The following is an 18,594-nucleotide window of genomic DNA, read 5'->3' as shown; positions in this document are numbered from 1 at the left end:
GAGTCAGGTCAGTCGTTCCACTCCCGTCCGTGCAATTCCAGCAGGCTGTGGGCCTGCTCCGGCCCCGTGGAGCCGGCGGGGTAGGGGCGCGGGCTCTGGTAATGCTCGTGCCAGCCGGCGAGGATCGGGTCGACCCAGCGCCAGGCGGCTTCCACCTCGTCGCGGCGCATGAAGAGGGTGGAGTCGCCTTCGATCACGTCCAGCAGCAGGCGTTCGTAGGCATCCCAGCGGCGCTGGTGGCTGAAGGCCTTGGCCAGGTTGAGGTCGAGCTCCACCGGCTCCAGGTTCATGCCCTTGCCCGGACTCTTGGCCATCAGCTGCAGGCTGATGCGCTCTTCCGGCTGCAGGCGGATCAGCAGGCGGTTGGCCTCGCCGTCGGCGAACAGGCGGTGGGGCACCGGCTTGAACTGGATGACGATCTCCGAGTACTTGCGCGCCAGGCGCTTGCCGGTGCGCAGGTAGAAGGGCACGCCGGCCCAGCGCCAGTTGTCGATCTCCGCCTGCACGGCGACGAAGGTCTCGGTGTCGCTGTCGTTGTCGACGTTCTTCTCGAAGTAGTAGGCGGTCACGTCGTGGCCGCCGATCTTGCCGGCGCTGTACTGGCCGCGCACGGTCTTGTCGCGCACGTCCTGGCCGGAAATGGGTTTCAGCGCCTCGAGGATCTTCACCTTCTCGTTGCGCACCGCCTCGGCGTCGAAGCGCACCGGCGCCTCCATGGCCACCAGGCAGAGCAGCTGCAGCAGGTGGTTCTGCACCATGTCGCGCATGGCGCCGGAGCGGTCGTAGTAGGCGCCGCGGTTCTCCACGCCGAGGGTCTCGCAGACGCTGATCTGCACGTGGTCGACATGCCCGGCGCGCCAGATCGGCTCGAACAGGCCGTTGGCGAAGCGCAGGGCCATGAGGTTCTGCACGGTTTCCTTGCCCAGGTAGTGGTCGATGCGGAACACCTGGGATTCGTCGAACACCTTGCCGATGGCGGCGTTGATCGCCTGGGCCGAGACCAGCGAATGGCCGATGGGCTTCTCCAGCACGATGCGCGAATGCGGGCCGGCCAGGCCGGCGATGGCCAGGTGCGCGGCGATGTCTTCGAACAGGTCGGGGGCGGTGGCCAGGTAGTGCACCCGCCCGCAGTCCGGCGTCGGCCCGAGGTGGCGGGCGAGGCGGCCGAAGTCGGCGCTCTGGGATACGTCCATGGCGAAGTAGTCCAGGCGTTCGGCGAAGCCGCGCCAGGCATCGCTGGTGAAGTCGGCGCGGGCTACCTGGGCCCGGCAGCGGCGCTCGGCGAGGGCGAGGAAGCCGTCACGGTCGAGGGTGTTGCGGGCCAGGGCGAGGATGCGCATCTTCGGATGCAGGCGCCCCTCGCGGTGCAGGTGGTAGAGGGCCGGGAGCAGCTTGTGCAGGGCGAGATCGCCGGTACCGCCGAAGACGAGCATGTCGCAGGAGCTGGTCAAGGATTCGCTCTCCCTTCCTTGCAGTCTGGTAAAGGGTGGTTCAACTGGGCGGAAAAGCGACTCATGTAGTATAACTACAAGATCACTACAGCCTGGTTTCCCCGATCATAACCGACTCAGCTGCGGTTGCATGATGGAAGAAACCGGCGCAAACCCCCTTTCCAGACAGAGCCTGCCCTGTGAATCTGCTGCAACATATCGCCCAGTCGCGCCATCTGCTGCGCAAGTCGGAACTGAAGGTCGCCGACCATGTTCTGCTCGATCCCGCCGCGGTCATGCACAGCTCCATGGCCGATCTGGCCCAGGGGGTCGGTGTCAGCGAACCCACCATCGTCCGCTTCTGCCGCGCCATCGGCTGCGGCGGCTTCCAGGACCTCAAGCTGAAACTGGCGCAGAGCCTGGCTGCGGGCGCCAGCTTCGGCCAGTTCGCGATTCACGAGGACGACTCGGTGGCGGACTTCAGCCTGAAGATCTTCGACACCACCCTGCACACCCTGATGGAAGTGCGCGAGAAGCTCGATCCGGATGCCCTGCAGCGCGCCATCGGCGCCTGCGCCCATGCCCAGCGCGTGGAGTTCTACGGCTTCGGTGCATCGGGCGCGGTGGCGGCCGACGCCCAGCACAAGTTCTTCCGCCTGCTGCTCACTGCGGCGGCCTATTCCGACCCGCACATGCAGGCGATGTCGGCGGTGACGCTCAAGCCCTCGGACGTGGCCATCTGCATTTCCCAGTCGGGCCGCTCCAAGGACCTCTTGATCACCGCCAACCTGGTGCGCGAGGCCGGCGCCACCCTGATCACACTGTGCCCGAGCCAGACGCCCCTGGCCGATCTCGCCACGGTGAACCTCGCCATCGACGTGCAGGAAGACACCGAGATCTACACCCCACTGACCTCGCGTATCGCCCACCTGGTGGTGATCGACGTGCTGGCCATGGGCGTGGCCATGGCCCGCGGCCCGAGCCTGGTCAACCACCTCAAGAGCGTGAAACGCAGCCTGCGCAGCCTGCGGCTGTCGCCGAAGTCGGTGAAAGCGGCCGAGGACTGAACCCGCCGGCCGCCCTTCTGCAGGAACTCCTCGTGCCCACCGCGTCCGCCGTGGGCGCGACAGCCTGACCCCACGCCTTCACCACAGATTCACCGCGTTGCCGCGAAAGCGTCACAGGCCTGGGCGATGCTCCGCCTACCGGACCCGACCCAGGGAGAGATGCCATGCAACGCTTTCACGATGAATCCGCCCATCAGGACAGCAAGACCCGGCGCAAACTGGAGGACCAGCGGCGCATGCAGTTCCGCCGCGCCATCGAAGACCGTGCCGAGCAACGCCGCCTGCAAGTGGAGTGCTCGGACTATCCCTACCCCGAATTGATCGCGGTCAACTACCTGTTGTCGTCAAAGGCAGTGCGCCGGAAAAGCGGTGGGAAAGTGCGCTGATCTGTGCGCGTTCTTCGCGGATAAAGCCTAGAAACGCCTGGGCGACCGGCGACAGCCGCTTGCCCTTGGCGTGCACCGCGCACCAGCTCCGATACAGGGGCAATTCCTCCACCGGCAGCTCGCGCAACAGGCCCGTGGCCAGCTCCAGGCTCACCGCGTGGCGGGGGATCAGGGCGATACCGAGGTCCGCCACCACGCATTCCTTCTGCGCGTCCAGCGAGGCCACTTCCATGGTCTGGGCGAAGTGCGCGCGTTTCTGCTGGAAGTACTCCTCGCAGGCCTTGCGGGTGCCGGAACCGGCCTCGCGCACCAGTAGCGTGTAGGGTTCCAGGTCCTTCAGCACCAGCTTGGCGGCATTGCACAGGGGGTGGCCGGGTGGCGCCACTGCGACTATGGGGTTGTTCAGGAAGGGCAGGAACTCCAGGGCCATGTCCTGGGGTACCAGCGACATGATCACCAGGTCGTCGCGGTTGTCGGAGAGGCGCTTGATCACCTGGGCGCGGTTGGTCACCACCAGGTGCAGGCTGACGTCCGGGTGCTGCTCGCGGAAGGCGGCGAACAGGTGCGGGACGAAGTACTTGGCGCTGGATTCCACCGCCAGGTTGAGCTGGCCCTGCAGCGAGCCCTGCAGGTCCGACAGCTGCATGTCGAGGCTTTCCAGGCGCTGGAAGATGTCGTTGCTGGCGCGCATCAGCGCCTCGGCGGCGTCGGTCACGTAGAGCTTCTTGCCGACGTACTCGAACAGCGGCTGGCCCACCAGCTCCTCGAGCTGGCGGATCTGCAGGCTGACAGCCGGTTGGGTCAGGGCCATTTCCTCGGCGGCGCGGCTGTAGGAGCGGCTTTCGAAGACCGCACGGAACACCTGGAGCTGGCGCAGGGTCATGCGCAGCAGGGTCTTGCGCATCGATTGGGGCCTCACGGGACGGGGCAGGTGGCTGACTATAAGCCGATCCTAATGGATATCCCAATAATTATTGATTGGGGTTATTCCCGCTCGGGGCGTAGGGTAATGACGCGACCGCACCTCGATCTGCGGTCACTCAACGACCGGCTAAGCCGATCGCCTGTTCACTTGGCCGAGGGAAAACTCGTGATCAAGAAAATCCTGATCGCCAACCGTGGTGAGATTGCCGTCCGCATCGTGCGCGCCTGCGCCGAGATGGGTATCCGCTCGGTGGCCATCTACTCCGATGCCGACCGGCACGCCCTGCACGTCAAACGCGCTGACGAAGCCCACAGCATCGGCGACGACCCCCTGGCGGGCTACCTGAACCCGCGCAAACTGGTGAACCTGGCGGTCGAGACCGGCTGCGACGCCCTGCATCCGGGTTACGGTTTCCTCTCCGAAAACGCCGAGCTGGCGGAAATCTGCGCCGAGCGCGGGATCAAGTTCATCGGCCCCTCCGCCGAAGTGATCCGCCGCATGGGCGACAAGACCGAAGCCCGCCGCAGCATGATCAAGGCCGGCGTGCCGGTCACCCCCGGCACCGAAGGCAACGTGGCCGATCTCGCAGAGGCCCTGCGCGAAGGCGACCGCATCGGTTACCCGGTGATGCTCAAGGCCACCTCCGGCGGCGGCGGCCGCGGCATCCGCCGCTGCAACAGCCACGAGGAGCTGGAGCAGGCCTACCCGCGGGTGATCTCCGAGGCCACCAAGGCCTTCGGCTCGGCGGAAGTCTTCCTCGAGAAGTGCATCGTCAACCCGAAACACATCGAAGCGCAGATCCTCGCCGACTCCTTCGGCAACACCGTGCACCTGTTCGAGCGCGACTGCTCGATCCAGCGCCGCAACCAGAAACTCATCGAGATCGCCCCGAGCCCGCAGCTCACCCCCGAGCAGCGCGCCTACATCGGCGACCTCGCCGTGCGCGCGGCCAAGGCCGTGGGCTACGAGAACGCCGGTACCGTGGAGTTCCTGCTCGCCGAGGGCGAGGTGTACTTCATGGAGATGAACACCCGGGTCCAGGTGGAGCACACCATCACCGAGGAAATCACCGGGATCGACATCGTCCGCGAGCAGATCCGCATCGCCTCCGGCCTGGAACTGTCGGTCAAGCAGGACGACATCATCCACCGCGGCTTCGCCCTGCAGTTCCGCATCAACGCCGAGGACCCGAAGAACAACTTCCTGCCGTCCTTCGGCAAGATCACCCGCTACTACGCCCCCGGCGGTCCCGGCGTGCGCACCGACACCGCGATCTACACCGGCTACACCATCCCGCCGTACTACGACTCCATGTGCCTGAAGCTGATCGTCTGGGCACTGACCTGGGAAGAAGCCCTGGACCGCGGCCTGCGCGCCCTCGACGACATGCGTGTGCAAGGTGTGCGGACCACCGCGCCCTACTACCAGGAAATCCTGCGCAATCCCGAGTTCCGCAGCGCCGAGTTCAACACCAGTTTCGTCGAGACCCATCCGGAGCTGACCCAGTACTCGATCAAGCGCAACCCGTCGCACCTGGCCATCGCCATCGCCACCGCCATCGCCGCCCACGCCGGCCTGTAGGGGAAGGATTCAGAACATGAGCAAGAAGATCACCGTCACCGATACCATCCTGCGCGACGCGCACCAGTCCCTGCTGGCCACCCGCATGCGCACCGAAGACATGCTGCCGATCTGCGACAAGCTCGACAAGGTCGGCTACTGGTCGCTGGAAGTCTGGGGCGGCGCCACTTTCGACTCCTGCGTGCGCTTCCTCAAGGAAGACCCGTGGGAGCGCCTGCGCAAACTCAAGGCCGCGCTGCCCAACACCCGCCTGCAGATGCTCCTGCGCGGCCAGAACCTGCTCGGCTATCGCCACTACAGCGACGATGTGGTCCGCGCCTTCGTCGCCAAGGCGGCGGTCAACGGCATCGACGTGTTCCGCATCTTCGACGCGATGAACGACGTGCGTAACCTGCGCGTCTCCATCGAAGCGGTGAAGGCCGCCGGCAAGCACGCCCAGGGCACCATCTGCTACACCACCAGCCCGGTGCACACTATCGACGCTTTCGTGACGCAGGCCAAGGAAATGGCCGCCATGGGCGTGGACTCCATCGCCATCAAGGACATGGCCGGCCTGCTGACCCCCTTCGCCACCGGCGAACTGGTGAAGGCACTGAAGGCCGAGCTGAGCCTGCCGGTGTTCATCCACTCCCATGACACCGCCGGCGTGGCCAGCATGTGCCAGCTGAAGGCCATCGAGAACGGCGCCGACAACATCGACACCGCCATCTCCAGCATGGCCTGGGGTACCAGCCACCCGGGTACCGAGTCGATGGTCGCGGCCCTGCGCGGCACCGAGTACGACACCGGCCTGGACCTGGAGCTGATCCAGGAAATCGGCGTCTACTTCTACGCCGTGCGCCAGAAGTACCACCAGTTCGAGAGCGCATTCACCGGCGTCGACACCCGCGTGCAGGTCAACCAGGTACCGGGCGGGATGATTTCCAACCTGGCCAACCAGCTCAAGGAGCAGGGTGCGCTCAACCGCATGAACGAAGTGCTCGAAGAGATCCCGCGCGTGCGCGCCGACCTTGGCTTCCCGCCCCTGGTGACCCCGACCTCGCAGATCGTCGGTACCCAGGCTTTCTTCAACGTGCTGGCCGGCGAGCGCTACAAGACCATCACCAACGAGGTGAAGCTCTACCTGCAGGGTCGTTATGGCAAGGCGGCCGGCCAGATCAACGAAGAGCTGCGCCGCCAGGCCATCGGCAACGAGGACATCATCGAGGTGCGTCCGGCCGACCTGCTCAAGCCGGAACTGGACAAGCTGCGCGCCGATATCGGCAGCCTGGCCAAGTCCGAGGAAGACGTGCTGACCTTCGCCATGTTCCCGGACATCGGGCGCAAGTTCCTCGAAGAGCGCGCCGCCGGTACCCTGAAGCCGGAAGAGCTGCTGCCGATCCCCTCCGGCAATGGCGCGGTCTCGGTCGGCGGCGAAGGCGTTCCCACCGAGTTCGTGGTGGACGTGCACGGCGAGAGCTACCGCATCGACATCACCGGTGTGGGCGTGAAGAGCGACGGCAAGCGCCACTTCTACCTGGCCATCGACGGCATGCCGGAAGAAGTGGTGTTCGAGCCGCTCAACGAGTTCATCGGTGGCAGCGGCAGCAAGCGCAAGCAGGCCAGCGCTCCGGGCGATGTCAGCACCACCATGCCGGGCAATATCGTCGACGTACTGGTGAAGGAAGGCGACCAGGTGAAAGCCGGCCAGGCCGTGCTGATCACCGAGGCGATGAAGATGGAAACCGAGGTCCAGGCGCCCATCGCCGGTACCGTCAAGGCCATCCATGTGGCCAAGGGCGACCGCGTGAACCCGGGCGAGGTCCTGATCGAAATCGCCTGATTGCTCCGGCGATAGTCCCCTGGGGGAGCCGCAAGGCTCCCCTTTTTTATGTCGGCTCGACTTGCAGCTGTAGGGGCGAATTTATTCGCCAAGCAGGCCGAAGGCCTGCCTTTCGGGTTCCCAAGGGGGCCGCTTCGCGACCCTTGGCGAATGAATTCGCCCCTGCAGAAAAAGCGCCCGCCGGATGGTTGGTGGCAGCAGGGTCAGTCCACCAACTCCCCGCACAGGTCCACCGCGAACCACTGCTCCACCTCTTCCTGCCGGAGTCCGGCGCCCAGCAGGGCGAACAGCTTGCCCAGGGCTGCCTCGCGGGTCATGCCGCCGGCCGGCACCAGGCCGGTGGCGAGCAGTTGGCTGCCGGCGGCGTAGACACCGGCTTGCACATGGCCGGCCGGGCACTGGCTGCTGGCGGCCAGCACCACGCCACGCTGGTGGGCGGCGCGCAGGACGTCCAGCAAGGCCTTGTCGTCCGAGGGGCCGGTGCCGCTGCCGTAGCACTCCAGCAACAGGCCGCGCACGCCGCTGCCGAGCAGGGCTTCGACATGGCTGGTCTGGATACCGGGGAAGAGCGGTAGCACGGCGAGGTTCACCGGTTGGCGCGGGGAGCGGTAGTCGAGGCCGGGCGGAATGACCGCGGCACGTTCGCCCTCGCGCGGGCGCGGCAGCTCGGCGAAGGCATCGAAGGCTTCCGAGCGCAGCTTGCTGGCACGGGCCCCGTGCAGCAGTTCGCCGTTGAAGAACAGGTGCACGCCGGGCGCGATGCCCGCCTGCAGCGCGCGGATGGCGCCCAGCAGGTTGGGCCAGGCATCGCTGCCGTCACTGCCGGCCGGCAGCATGGCGCCGGTCAGCAGCACCGGCACCGGCAGGCCGAGCAGGAGGAAGGCGAGGGCCGCGGCGCTGTAGGCCAGGGTGTCGGTGCCGTGCAGCAGCAGCACGCCGTCATGGCCGCGTTGCACCGCTTCGACTATGGCGTCGCGCATGGCCAGCCAGTTGGCCTGGCGCATGTTGGCACTATCGATCAGTGGCAGGAGTTCCTGGAAGTGCCAATCCAGTGCCATTCCCTGGATCGCCAGCTGCTCGTGCATGCGGGATTCGAAGCCGCTGGCCGGGGCCAGGCCTTCCGGGGTCTGCAGCATGCCGATGGTGCCGCCGGTGTAGAGCACGAAGAGGTTCTTCACAGCATTCATGGTGCGCATCACATAAGAAATTCAGGGTGCGGAAACGACGGTGCCGCTCCCCGCGTCAGCGGAGGAGCGGCACCAGGTACTACCGGGACCCGCGATCAGCGGTGGCTTTGCGCCAGGCCGTGGGAGACGGTGACGGTGGGCGCATCGGTTGCCGGGTTGGCTGGCCAGGCATCGCGATCCAGGTTCAGGTCGGCGAACTTGGCCGAATCGAACACCGGCTGCTCGATGCCCGCCCTGCGCTGCTCGTCGTAGTCACGCATCACCCGCAGGCCGACCTTGATCAGCAGGGCCAGGGCCACCAGGTTGACGAAGGCCAGGCAGGTCATGGTGATGTCGGCGAAGGCGAACACGGTGCCCAGGTTCTGCATCGAGCCCCAGCAGATCAGCGCCAGCACCAGGCCACGGTAGCCCAGCAGGGCGGCGCGGCTGCGGCCGGCCAGGAACTGCAGGGCGTTCTCGCCGAGGTAGTAGTTGTAGAGGATGCAGGTGAAGACGAACAGGCTCAACGCCACACTGACGAAGATCCGGCCCCAATCGCCCACTACGGCGGCCAGGGAGTTCTGGGTCAGGACGATGCCGTCACCTTCGAAGCCTGGGGTGTAGAAGCCGGAGAGCAGGATCAGCAGCGCGGTGCAGGTGCAGATCACGAAGGTGTCGAGGAACACGCTGAAGGCCTGGACCACGCCCTGGGCGGCCGGGTGCTTGACGGCGGCCACGGCGGCCACGTTGGGCGCGCTGCCCAGGCCCGCTTCGTTGGCGAACACGCCGCGCTTCACGCCCATCACGATGGCGCTGCCGAGCAGGCCGGCGAAGGCGGGCTCGAGGCCGAACGCGCTCTTCACTATGGTCACCAGCATGCCGGGCACCAGTTCGATCTGGGTGAAGATCACGTAGAGGGTCACGCCGATGTAGGCCAGGGTCTTGACCGGTACCAGCAGGTCCGACACCGCGGCGATGCGCTTGATCCCGCCGATGAATACCAGGCCCAGGAGCACGGCCAGGCCGATGCCGGTGTACTGCACGGGCAGGCCGAAGGCGTTTTCCAGCGAGTGGGTGACGGTGAAGGACTGCAGGCCGTTGAAGGCGAAGCCGTAGGTCACCAGCAGCAGGGTGGCGAAGACCATGGCCATCCAGCGCAGCTTCAGGCCGTGCTCGATGTAGTAGGCAGGGCCGCCGCGGTACAGGCCGTCGCCGTCGGCGCGCTTGTAGACCTGGGCCAGGGTGCACTCGAAGAAGCTGCTGGACATGCCGACCAGGGCGGTCACCCACATCCAGAACACCGCACCCGGGCCACCCAGGGTCACGGCGATGCCCACACCGGCAATGTTGCCGGCGCCGACGCGGCCGGCGAGGCTCAGCATCAGGGCCTGGAAGGAGCTCAGCTGGCCGGCCTGGCCACGGATGGATTCCTTGAACACGCCGAACATGTGGCCGAAATGGCGGAACTGGACGAAGCGGGAGCGGAGGGTGAAATAGGTGCCGAGCCCGACGATGAGCACGATGAGCACTTTCCCCGAGAGGAAATCGTTGATCACTTCAAGCATGAGTGAGACCTCGATTCTTATTGTTCGCGTGATGGACGAACGGCTGCGAGCGGGCAGGGCTCGGCCGTGGCGCGCAGGGTGGGGGAATGCGATGCGGATAACAATTTCGCGGGTTGCACCTAGGTGGCGCTACTTGGCGCTATAATCGCGCCACTCGCAATAGGCAGGTCGGTGGCATGGCAGAGTATCTCGGCAACAATCTCAAGCTGCTTTGCAGCCATTACCGTTCGATTGCGGAGGTCTGCCGCAAGTTGTCGATCAATCGCGCCCAGTTCAACAAATACCTCAACGGCCAGAGCCGGCCGACCGCCTACAACCTCAAGCGCATCTGCGACTTCTTCGGTGTCGAGGACTACGAGATCGGCATGCCGCCAGAGCAGTTCGCCCGCCTCCTTGGGACCCGAGCGCCGGACCAGGGCGGCGGCGGTCGCAGCGACCCCTTGCTGGAACTGCTCGACCCCCTGCGCGAGCATTCCGGCAACCTGTCGCGCTACTGCGGCTTCTATTTCGAGTACTCCAACTGCATGTCGGTGCCCGGCACCATCCTGCTGTCCCTGGTGCGCCTGTGGGAGGAAGACGGCAACTTCTTCCTGGAGCGCCAGGAGCGCCAGGAACGCTCCAGCAGCAACATGGAGGCCGAGGACTGGGTGCGCTGCTGCTATCGGGGGGTGGCCTTCCAGCTGCAGGACCGTTTGTTCCTGGTGGACTACGAGTCGCTCACCCTCAACGAGATGAGCCAGACCATCCTGATTCCCAGCTACAAGAGCCGCATCACCCGCCTCAATGGCCTGAAGACCGGCGTTTCCAGCGGCGACCGGCGCAACCCGGCTTGCACCCGGGTGGTCTGGGAGTATCTGGGCCCGGAGATCAACCGCGTGGCCGCGTACCGCCAGGTGCGGCTCTACCGCCCGGACGATCCGCGCATCGATGACGACGTGCGCCAGCGCCTGGATGTGGCGCCGCTGAAGAACGGGCTGTTCGAGATCGAATGAGATCGGGCAGGCCTTCGGCCTGCTTGGCGAATGAATTCGCCCCTACAGGATTTGCACCTGCCGTTGTAGGGGCGAATTCATTCGCCAAGGACCGCGCAGCGGTCCCCCCATTCAACCCCTGAACTCCTCCAGCCGCCGCTTCTGTCGCCCCTCGCCATCGAAGTTATCCACCGCCAGCCAGCGCTCGAAGGCCTCGCGGCATTTCGGCCATTGCGTGTCGATGATGGCGAACCAGGCGGTGTCGCGGTTCCGCCCCTTGACGATCATGTGCTGGCGGAACAGCCCCTCGTAGCTGAAACCCAGCCGCTCGGCGGCGCGCATGGAGCGGGCGTTCTGCGCGTTGCACTTCCATTCCAGGCGGCGGTAGCCGAGGTCGTCGAAGGCATGCCGGGCCAGCAGCCAGACCGCTTCGGTGGAGCCCGGCGTACGCTGCATGGCCTTGCCGAAGGCGATATGGCCGATCTCGATGACGCCATCCTTCGGCGTGATGCGCAGGTAGCTGAGCAGGCCGAGGGCACGGCCGCTGGCCAGGTCGATCGCCGTATAGAAGAGCGGGTCGCGGCTGTCGGCATTGCCTGCCAGCCAGGCGTCGAAGGACTCGCGGCTGGCGAAGGGGCCGTAGGCCAGGTAGCCCCAGAGCGCCGGATCCGGGCCCTGCAACGCCTGCCAGAGGTCATCGCCGTGGCGCGCGGCGTCCAGTGCTTCCAGGCGCACGAAGCGACCGGGCAGCGGAGTGTGGGCGGGGGCAGGGCGGGGCTGCCATTGGCTCAGGTCCTGGGTGGTCATGGCGCTCTCCGGTCAGAGGGTCTTGCGGTACTGGACGAAGCCGGAACGATCGGCGATGCGCTCGTAGAGCTGCATGGCCTCGGTGTTGGTTTCATGGGTCAGCCAGTGCACCCGCGACGCGCCGGCGGCGCGCGCCTCCCCGTAGACATGCTCGATCAGCTGGCGGCCGATGCCGCCGCCGCGCAGGCCTTCAGCCACGTAGAGATCCTGCAGGTAACAGTAGTCGCCGATGGTCCAGCAGCTGCGGTGGAAGATGAAATGCACCAGGCCCACGGCCTTGCCGTCGTGCCAGGCCAGCGCGGCGTGCATCGGCTCGGCCGGGTCGAGGAAGCGCTGCCAGGTCGCTTCGGTGGTTTCGCTGGCGATCTCGGTCTTGTAGAAGCGCTGGTAGCCCTGCCAGAGCGGCAGCCAGGCGGCGTGGTCGGCGGCGCGGACCGGGCGGATTTCGAGGGGTGTGGTGGACATGGGTTCCTTCCTCGTGTGGTTCAGTCGGTGACGGTGATGCGCGCGGCCAGTTCGCGGTCGCGTGGATTGATCGATGCGGCCAGCCCTTCGCGTACTCCGGCCTGGTCGGCGGCCGAGCGGTTCTGGCCGAGCTTCCACTTGCCCTCCAGGCGGCGGATCGGCAGGGCGAAGCCGACGATGGCGCGAAGCATGGCGTCGAGGTAGTCGCGCGGCGCCTCGTCCACCGACCAGGGCCGTGGGCGATCCGACTCGTGCTGGGCGCTGAGACGGCCGACCAGGCTCAGCAGGCGCTCCGGCTTGTCGAACACCTCGGCCTGGCCCCAGGCGTGCACGGCGATGTAGTTCCAGGTGGGCACCACCTTGCCGTGCTCGGCCTTGGCCGGGTACCAGCTGGGGGTGACATAGGCGTCCGGGCCGGAGAACACCACCAGCGCTTCGGCGCCCTCGGCCAGGTCGCGCCAGTGCGGGTTGGCGCGGGCGAAGTGGCCGTAGAGGGTGCCGAACTCGCCCTCGCCGGGCTCCAGCAACAGCGGCAGGTGGCTGGCCAGCAGGCCTTGGGCGCCGGCACTGGTGAGCACTGCGAGGCCGGTGTCGCGGATCTGGGCGTGCAGCTGGGCGAGATCGTCCTGACGGAAGGCGGAAGGGACGTACATGAAGGCTTCTCCTGGCGGAATGGCTTCATGCTAGGCAGGATATTGGTCTGTTGTAAGAGCCATTTCCCGTCAGTTCTATAGAGCCAATCAGGGGCCGAAGATGCCAGCCACGCCACCCCTTCCCGTCGACCTTTCCGGCATCCGCCTGGATCCCGCCCAAGGGCTCTCGCGCCAGCTCTACCAGGCGCTGCGCGAGCGCATCCTCGATGGCCGCCTCGGCAGCCGCGCACGCCTGCCCGCCAGCCGCGACCTGGCGGCGCAACTGGGGATCTCGCGCAACACCGTGACTCGCGCCCTGGACCAGCTCTACGCCGAAGGCTATGTGGAAGGCCGGGTGGGCGATGGCACCTACGTGGTCGAGTTATCCACAGCGCGGCCCGTGCCACGACCGCTGCCGACGGGCCCGGCGCCGGGGCCGGCACTCGAGCGCCTGCAGACCCATCATCTGCCGCCGCCGGTGACAGGCGCGCCGAGGGCCTTCCGCATTGGCGTACCGGCCTTCGACCTGTTTCCCTTCGAGACCTGGGCGCGCCTCTCGGCCCGCTTCTGGCGCAAGCCCTCGCCCGCGCGACTGGGTTACGGCGACCCGGCCGGGGACTGGACCCTGCGCGAGCTGGTCGCGGCCTACCTGCGCAGCAGCCGCGGGCTGGCCTGTGACCCGGAGCAGGTGGTGATCACTTGCGGCGCCCAGCAGGCTATCAGCCTGTGTGCCCAGCTGCTGGTGCAGCCCGGTGACCGGGTGGCTGTGGAAAACCCCGGCTATCGCGCCGCCGGCCACGCCTTCGCCGTGGCCGGCGCCGAGCTGTGCGGCGTGCCTGTGGATAACGATGGCCTGGACAGTGCCGCCCTGGCGCGGCTGGAGGACTGCCGGCTGGTCTATGTCACGCCCTCGCACCAATACCCCACGGGCGTGACCCTGTCCCTGGCGCGGCGCCTGGAATTGCTGGAGTGGGCCGAACGCCAGGGCGGCTGGATTGTCGAGGACGACTACGACGGCGAGTACCGCTACAGCGGCACCCCGCTGGCGCCCCTGGCGGCGCTGGACCGGCAGGGGCGGGTGATCTATATCGGCACCTTCTGCAAGATCGCCTTTCCCGCCCTGCGCCTGGGCTACCTGGTGCTGCCCCCGGCCCTGGCCCGGGCTTTCGCCCAGCGCCGCGCGCTGGATATGCGCCATTCGGAAATCGGCACCCAGGCGGTGATGGCCGAGTTCATCGCCGCCGGCCACTTCCAGCGCCATGTGCGGCGCATGCGCCAGGCCGCGCGGGCGCGTCGTGATGCCCTGCTACGGGACTGGCCGGCGGCGATTCCCGGTTGCGCACCCATGCCGCCGGTGGAAGCCGGGCTGCACCTCTGCGTACGCGTCGAGAGCCTGGCCCGTGAGCGGGAACTGCTGGCCGCCGCCCGCGCTGCGGGGGTGGAAATGAACGGCCTCAGCGAATACTGGCTGGAAGACAGCGCCGAGCCTGTGGATAACCGCGCGGGGCTGGTGCTGGGCTTCGCTGCTGTGCCCGAGGCGCAGATCGCCGAGGCGCTGCGCACCCTGAGAAAGGTCTGGCGTTTGTAGGGTGGACCACGCTTCATCGGTCCACCAGCGGGGTTCGGCCCGGCTCCGCTGGTGGATAGAAGAGCGCTATCCCCCTACGTCCCCGGCTTACCTCCGGAGTAAGCGATTTCAATCGCGATCGGGGCCTTCGCGAATGAATCTGTGGCGTTTGTAGGGTGGACCACGCTTCACCGGTCCACCAGCGGGGTTCGGCCCGGCTCCGCTGGTGGATATGAAAAGCGATATCCCCCTACGGCTGAATCGGCTTTCGCGTCGGGACTGGCCATTTTTCAGGCAAAAAAAAAAAGGATGGTCAGGCGACCATCCTTTGGAATGAGGGGCTGCGCCCCTCCTGGTGAGTTCGTTGCCTGATCAGCCCTTCAGCGGCACGAGGCGCGGGGCGATCATGTTTTCCGGGCGGAGGATGTCGGCCAGCATGGATTCGTCCAGCAGCTTCTCCTCGCGCACCAGTTCCAGCACGCCGCGGCCGCTTTCCAGGGCCTGCTTGGCGATGCGGGTGGCGTTCTCGTAACCGATGTAGGGGTTCAGCGCGGTGATCAGGCCGATGGAGTTCTCCATCAGGCGGCGGCAGTGCTCCTCGTTGGCGGTGATGCCATTGATGCAGTGCTCGCGCAGCATGTCCATGGCGCGTTGCAGCAGGCGGATCGAGTCGAAGATCTTGTAGGCGATCAGCGGCTCCATCACGTTCAGCTGCAGCTGGCCGCCTTCGGCCGCCAGGGTCAGGGCCAGGTCGTTGCCGATCACTTCGAAGGCCACCTGGTTGACCGCTTCCGGGATCACCGGGTTGACCTTGCCCGGCATGATCGAACTGCCCGGCTGGCGCGCCGGCAGGTTGATCTCGTTGATGCCGGTACGCGGACCGCTGGAGAGCAGGCGCAGGTCGTTGCAGATCTTCGACAGCTTGACCGCGGTGCGCTTGAGCATGCCGGAGAACAGCACGAAGGCGCCCATGTCGGAGGTGGCTTCGATCAGGTCGGCGGCCGGCTTCAGCGGCTGACCGCTGATGGCGGCGAGGCGTTCGACGGCCAGGCGCTGGTAGCCGGGGTCGGCGTTGATGCCGGTGCCGATGGCGGTGCCACCCAGGTTCACTTCGGTGAGCAGCTCGGGTGCCAGGCGGCGCAGGCGGTCGAGGTCTTCGCCCAGGGTGGTGGCGAAGGCGTGGAATTCCTGGCCGAGGGTCATGGGCACCGCGTCCTGCAGCTGGGTACGGCCCATCTTCAGCACGCCGGCGAACTCCTCGCCCTTGGCGGCGATGGCCTGGATCAGGCTGTCGAGGCTGGCCAGCAGGGCGTCGTGGCCCAGCAGCAGGCCGAGGCGGATGGCGGTGGGATAGGCATCGTTGGTCGACTGCGCCATGTTCACGTCGTTGTTCGGGTGCAGGTACTTGTACTCACCCTTCTGCTTGCCCATGGCCTCGAGGGCGATGTTGGCGATCACCTCGTTGGCGTTCATGTTGGTGGAGGTGCCGGCACCACCCTGGATCATGTCCACCACGAACTGGTCGTGGAAGTCACCGCGGATCAGGCGTGCGCAGGCTTCGCTGATGGCGGCGTGTTTTTCGGCGCTGAGGTGGCCGAGCTGCTTGTTCGCATCGGCGGCGGCCTGCTTGACCATGGCCAGGGCGATGACCAGCTTCGGATAGTGCGACAGCGGCACACCGGACAGGCGGAAGTTGTGAACCGCGCGCAGGGTCTGGATGCCGTAGTAGGCCTCGGAGGAAACTTCGAGGGTGCCGAGCAGGTCTTTTTCGATGCGGAAGGATGCAGCGGAGGACATGATGTCATTCATCTCTGGGGGAACACGGCCAGTGCCGCGATGCCCAATAATCTAGGCCTGTAGCCATTTGTCGGCCAATGCTGTTATTCGCTACGTCATGCACAATCGGCATAATGTCCGAGTGACGCGGATTTGACCGCGAGCGTGTGCACCAAAATCGAGCATCCTGGAAACCTCAGATGAACCTGGAAACCAAGTGGCTGGAAGACTTCGTCGCCCTGGCCAACACCCGCAGCTTCTCCCAGGCCGCCGAGCGGCGTTTCGTCACCCAGCCGGCCTTCAGCCGGCGCATTCGCAGCCTGGAAGCGGCGCTGGGGCTGACCCTGGTGAACCGCTCGCGCACGCCGGTGGAGCTGACCGAGTCGGGCCAGCTGTTCCTGGTCACCGCGCGCAGCATGGTGGAGCAACTGGGCGAGGTGGTACGCCACCTGCACCACCTGGAGGGCCAGCAGGGCGAGGTGCTGCAGTTCGCCGCCGCCCACTCCCTGGCCCTGGGCTTCTTCCCGCAGTGGATCGCGCGGCTGCGCGGCGAAGGGCTGAACATCGCCAGCCGCCTGATCGCCACCAACGTGGGCGAGGCGGTGCACTCGCTGCGCGAGGGCGGTTGCGACCTGATCCTGGCCTTCTACGACCCGGATGCGGCCCTGCAGATGGACCCGGAAATCTTTCCGTCGATGCATCTGGGGCGTACCGAGATGCTCCCGGTCTGCGCGGTGGGCGAGGACGGCAAGCCGCTCTACGAACTCGACAGCGGGCAGAGCGTGCCGCTGCTGGCCTACAGCGCCGGTGCCTTCCTCGGTCGTTCGGTGAACATCCTGCTGCGCCAGCGCGCCTTGCGTTCGACCACTGTCTACGAGACCGCCATGGCCGACAGCCTGAAGAGCATGGCCCTGCAGGGGCTGGGGGTGGCCTGGGTGCCGCGCTTCAGCGCCCAGGCTGAACTGGCCCGCGGTGACCTGGTGGTCTGTGGCGGCAGCCAGTGGCATGTGCCGCTGGAAATCCGCCTGTATCGCTGCGCCCTGGTGCGCAAGGCCGCCGTGCGCCTGCTCTGGCGCAAGCTGGAAGGTGGCATGGGCGGCGAGGGCTGATCGCTGTAGGAGCCAGCTTGCTGGCGAATGCGCGGTCCCCTTCGCGAGCAAGCTCGCTCCTACAAAAAACGCGGGCTGACTACATCTCCACGACGATGCGGCCTTCGATCTTCCCAGCGCGCATCTGCTCGAAGATGCCGTTGATGTTCTCCAGCCTGTCGCGGTGGATGGTGGCCTTGACCAGGCCTTCGCCGGCGAAGTCCAGGGCTTCCTGCAGGTCGGCGCGGGTGCCGACTATGGAGCCGGTGATGCTGATGGCCTTGAGTACCACGTCGAAGATCGGCGTGGGGAAGTCCCCCGGCGGCAGGCCCACCAGGGCCACGGTGCCGCCGCGCCGGGCCATGCCTATGGCCTGGCCGAAGGCGCTGTTGGAGACCGCCGTGACCAGCACGCCGTGGGCGCCGCCGATGTCGCGCTGGATCGCCTCGGCGGGTTTTTCGTGCTTCGCATTGATGGTCAGGCTGGCCCCCAGCTTGCGCGCCAGTTCCAGCTTGGCGTCGTCGACGTCGATGGCGGCCACGTGCAGGCCCATGGCGCGGGCGTACTGCACGGCCACATGGCCGAGGCCGCCGATGCCGGAAATCGCCACCCATTGGCCGGGTCGCGCCCTAGTGACCTTGAGGCCCTTGTAGACGGTGACGCCGGCGCAGAGGATCGGCGCGATCTCGGCGAATTCGACGTTTTTCGGCAGCAGTCCGACGAAATTCGGATCGGCCAACACATACTCGGCATAGCCGCCGTTCACCGAGTAACCGGTGTTCTGCTGGCTCTCGCAGAGGGTTTCCCAGCCGGTCAGGCAGTGTTCGCAGCAGCCGCAGGCGGTGTAGAGCCAGGGCACGCCGACGCGGTCGCCTTCCTTGACCCGGGTGACCCCGGCGCCCACCGCCGCCACATGGCCCACGCCCTCGTGGCCGGGGATGAAGGGCAGGCTCGGCTTCACCGGCCAGTCGCCCTCGGCTGCGTGCAGGTCGGTGTGGCAGACGCCCGAGGCCTCGATCTTCACCAGGATCTGCCCGGGGCCGGGCAGGGGGACCTTCACTTCCTCGATGCGCAAGGGTTCGCCGAAGGCGTGGACCACCGCGGCTTTCATCGTCTGGTTCATGGCGTGCACCTCCTTGGTAGAGGTTTCGATTCTGTGCCGCCGGCCCGCGCGGACCTTGAGCTGCGGCAATATTTTCGTGGTCTATCCCGGCTGCGGCGGGGAACTGGACGAGTGGCAACGGCAAATGCACGCCCGGCGCGGCATTGCGTTATACTGCGCGGCCTTCGGCCGGCAGCGCGCCCCGCAATACCGGCCCCCATCGCATAACAAGCCACGCCATTGC

At 66.6% G+C, this 18,594-nt stretch carries 16 protein-coding genes; 7 read left to right on the top strand and 9 right to left on the bottom strand.

The window, feature by feature from the left end; genetic code table 11:
- Positions 1–8: 8 nt before the first annotated feature.
- Positions 9–1,433 carry a glucose-6-phosphate dehydrogenase gene (gene zwf, locus ACFPU0_RS02750; RefSeq protein WP_377691345.1) on the bottom strand — a complete coding sequence of 475 codons (1,425 nt, stop codon included), beginning with the start codon at positions 1,431–1,433 and terminating at the stop codon, positions 9–11.
- Between the two features lie 197 nt (positions 1,434–1,630).
- Between zwf and hexR the strand changes: the two genes are divergently transcribed.
- Together hexR and ACFPU0_RS02740 are read left to right on the top strand one after the other, a co-directional pair.
- Positions 1,631–2,497 (top strand): transcriptional regulator HexR, encoded by an 867-nt coding sequence (hexR, locus tag ACFPU0_RS02745; RefSeq protein WP_377691244.1) that lies wholly within the window; start codon positions 1,631–1,633, stop codon positions 2,495–2,497.
- Positions 2,498–2,661: 164 nt separating this feature from the next.
- Complete coding sequence (locus ACFPU0_RS02740) at positions 2,662–2,883, top strand: PA3496 family putative envelope integrity protein (protein ID WP_377691243.1); 222 nt, start codon at positions 2,662–2,664, stop codon at positions 2,881–2,883.
- Here ACFPU0_RS02740 and ACFPU0_RS02735 read toward each other — a convergent pair.
- On the bottom strand, positions 2,825–3,772 hold the full coding sequence (locus ACFPU0_RS02735) for a LysR family transcriptional regulator (protein ID WP_377691344.1): 948 nt from the start codon (positions 3,770–3,772) through the stop codon (positions 2,825–2,827). The two genes, ACFPU0_RS02740 and ACFPU0_RS02735, sit on opposite strands and share 59 nt — an antisense overlap.
- 201 nt (positions 3,773–3,973) lie before the next feature.
- Between ACFPU0_RS02735 and ACFPU0_RS02730 the strand changes: the two genes are divergently transcribed.
- Together ACFPU0_RS02730 and oadA are read left to right on the top strand one after the other, a co-directional pair.
- Positions 3,974–5,389 (top strand): acetyl-CoA carboxylase biotin carboxylase subunit, encoded by a 1,416-nt coding sequence (locus tag ACFPU0_RS02730; RefSeq protein ID WP_377691242.1) that lies wholly within the window; start codon positions 3,974–3,976, stop codon positions 5,387–5,389.
- A 16-nt stretch (positions 5,390–5,405) separates the two neighbouring features.
- Positions 5,406–7,211: a sodium-extruding oxaloacetate decarboxylase subunit alpha gene (oadA, locus tag ACFPU0_RS02725; protein ID WP_377691241.1), complete on the top strand. Its 1,806-nt coding sequence runs from the start codon at positions 5,406–5,408 to the stop codon at positions 7,209–7,211.
- A gap of 203 nt (positions 7,212–7,414) precedes the next feature.
- Here the strand turns inward: oadA and ACFPU0_RS02720 are convergent, their stop codons facing one another.
- Positions 7,415–8,398: an asparaginase gene (locus tag ACFPU0_RS02720; protein WP_377691240.1), complete on the bottom strand. Its 984-nt coding sequence runs from the start codon at positions 8,396–8,398 to the stop codon at positions 7,415–7,417.
- A 95-nt stretch (positions 8,399–8,493) separates the two neighbouring features.
- The gene (locus tag ACFPU0_RS02715) at positions 8,494–9,942 is read right to left on the bottom strand and encodes an alanine/glycine:cation symporter family protein (RefSeq protein WP_377691239.1); all 1,449 of its coding nucleotides are present in this window, start codon (positions 9,940–9,942) and stop codon (positions 8,494–8,496) included.
- 176 nt (positions 9,943–10,118) lie between these two features.
- On the opposite strand from ACFPU0_RS02715, the gene ACFPU0_RS02710 reads away from it, so the two are divergent.
- The gene (locus ACFPU0_RS02710) at positions 10,119–10,934 is read left to right on the top strand and encodes a helix-turn-helix domain-containing protein (RefSeq protein ID WP_377691238.1); all 816 of its coding nucleotides are present in this window, start codon (positions 10,119–10,121) and stop codon (positions 10,932–10,934) included.
- A 111-nt stretch (positions 10,935–11,045) separates the two neighbouring features.
- Here the strand turns inward: ACFPU0_RS02710 and ACFPU0_RS02705 are convergent, their stop codons facing one another.
- Genes ACFPU0_RS02705 through ACFPU0_RS02695 form a run of 3 tightly spaced genes read right to left on the bottom strand, consistent with a single transcriptional unit; the run spans position 11,046 to position 12,838 of the window.
- Positions 11,046–11,720, bottom strand: a complete 675-nt coding sequence (locus ACFPU0_RS02705; RefSeq protein WP_377691237.1) for a GNAT family N-acetyltransferase — start codon at positions 11,718–11,720, stop codon at positions 11,046–11,048.
- Positions 11,721–11,732: 12 nt separating this feature from the next.
- Entirely contained in the window at positions 11,733–12,185 is a 453-nt protein-coding gene (locus ACFPU0_RS02700; protein ID WP_377691236.1) for a GNAT family N-acetyltransferase, read from the bottom strand.
- 20 nt (positions 12,186–12,205) lie between these two features.
- Positions 12,206–12,838, bottom strand: coding sequence for an FMN-binding negative transcriptional regulator (locus tag ACFPU0_RS02695; RefSeq protein WP_377691235.1), 633 nt, complete (start codon positions 12,836–12,838; stop codon positions 12,206–12,208).
- Positions 12,839–12,938: 100 nt separating this feature from the next.
- On the opposite strand from ACFPU0_RS02695, the gene ACFPU0_RS02690 reads away from it, so the two are divergent.
- Complete coding sequence (locus tag ACFPU0_RS02690) at positions 12,939–14,405, top strand: PLP-dependent aminotransferase family protein (protein WP_377691234.1); 1,467 nt, start codon at positions 12,939–12,941, stop codon at positions 14,403–14,405.
- A gap of 351 nt (positions 14,406–14,756) precedes the next feature.
- On the opposite strand, the gene ACFPU0_RS02685 is transcribed toward ACFPU0_RS02690, so the two are convergent.
- The gene (locus ACFPU0_RS02685; protein ID WP_377691233.1) at positions 14,757–16,181 is read right to left on the bottom strand and encodes an aspartate ammonia-lyase; all 1,425 of its coding nucleotides are present in this window, start codon (positions 16,179–16,181) and stop codon (positions 14,757–14,759) included.
- Positions 16,182–16,360: 179 nt separating this feature from the next.
- On the opposite strand from ACFPU0_RS02685, the gene ACFPU0_RS02680 reads away from it, so the two are divergent.
- The gene (locus ACFPU0_RS02680; protein WP_377691232.1) at positions 16,361–17,269 is read left to right on the top strand and encodes a LysR substrate-binding domain-containing protein; all 909 of its coding nucleotides are present in this window, start codon (positions 16,361–16,363) and stop codon (positions 17,267–17,269) included.
- Positions 17,270–17,348: 79 nt separating this feature from the next.
- Here the strand turns inward: ACFPU0_RS02680 and adhP are convergent, their stop codons facing one another.
- Positions 17,349–18,371 (bottom strand): alcohol dehydrogenase AdhP, encoded by a 1,023-nt coding sequence (gene adhP, locus ACFPU0_RS02675; protein WP_377691231.1) that lies wholly within the window; start codon positions 18,369–18,371, stop codon positions 17,349–17,351.
- Positions 18,372–18,594: the final 223 nt, after the last annotated feature.

The sequence above is a fragment of the Pseudomonas sp. GCM10022186 genome (genome assembly GCF_042656385.1).
Taxonomy (GTDB): domain Bacteria; phylum Pseudomonadota; class Gammaproteobacteria; order Pseudomonadales; family Pseudomonadaceae; genus Metapseudomonas.
This window is presented reverse-complemented; position numbering and strand designations above follow the sequence as displayed.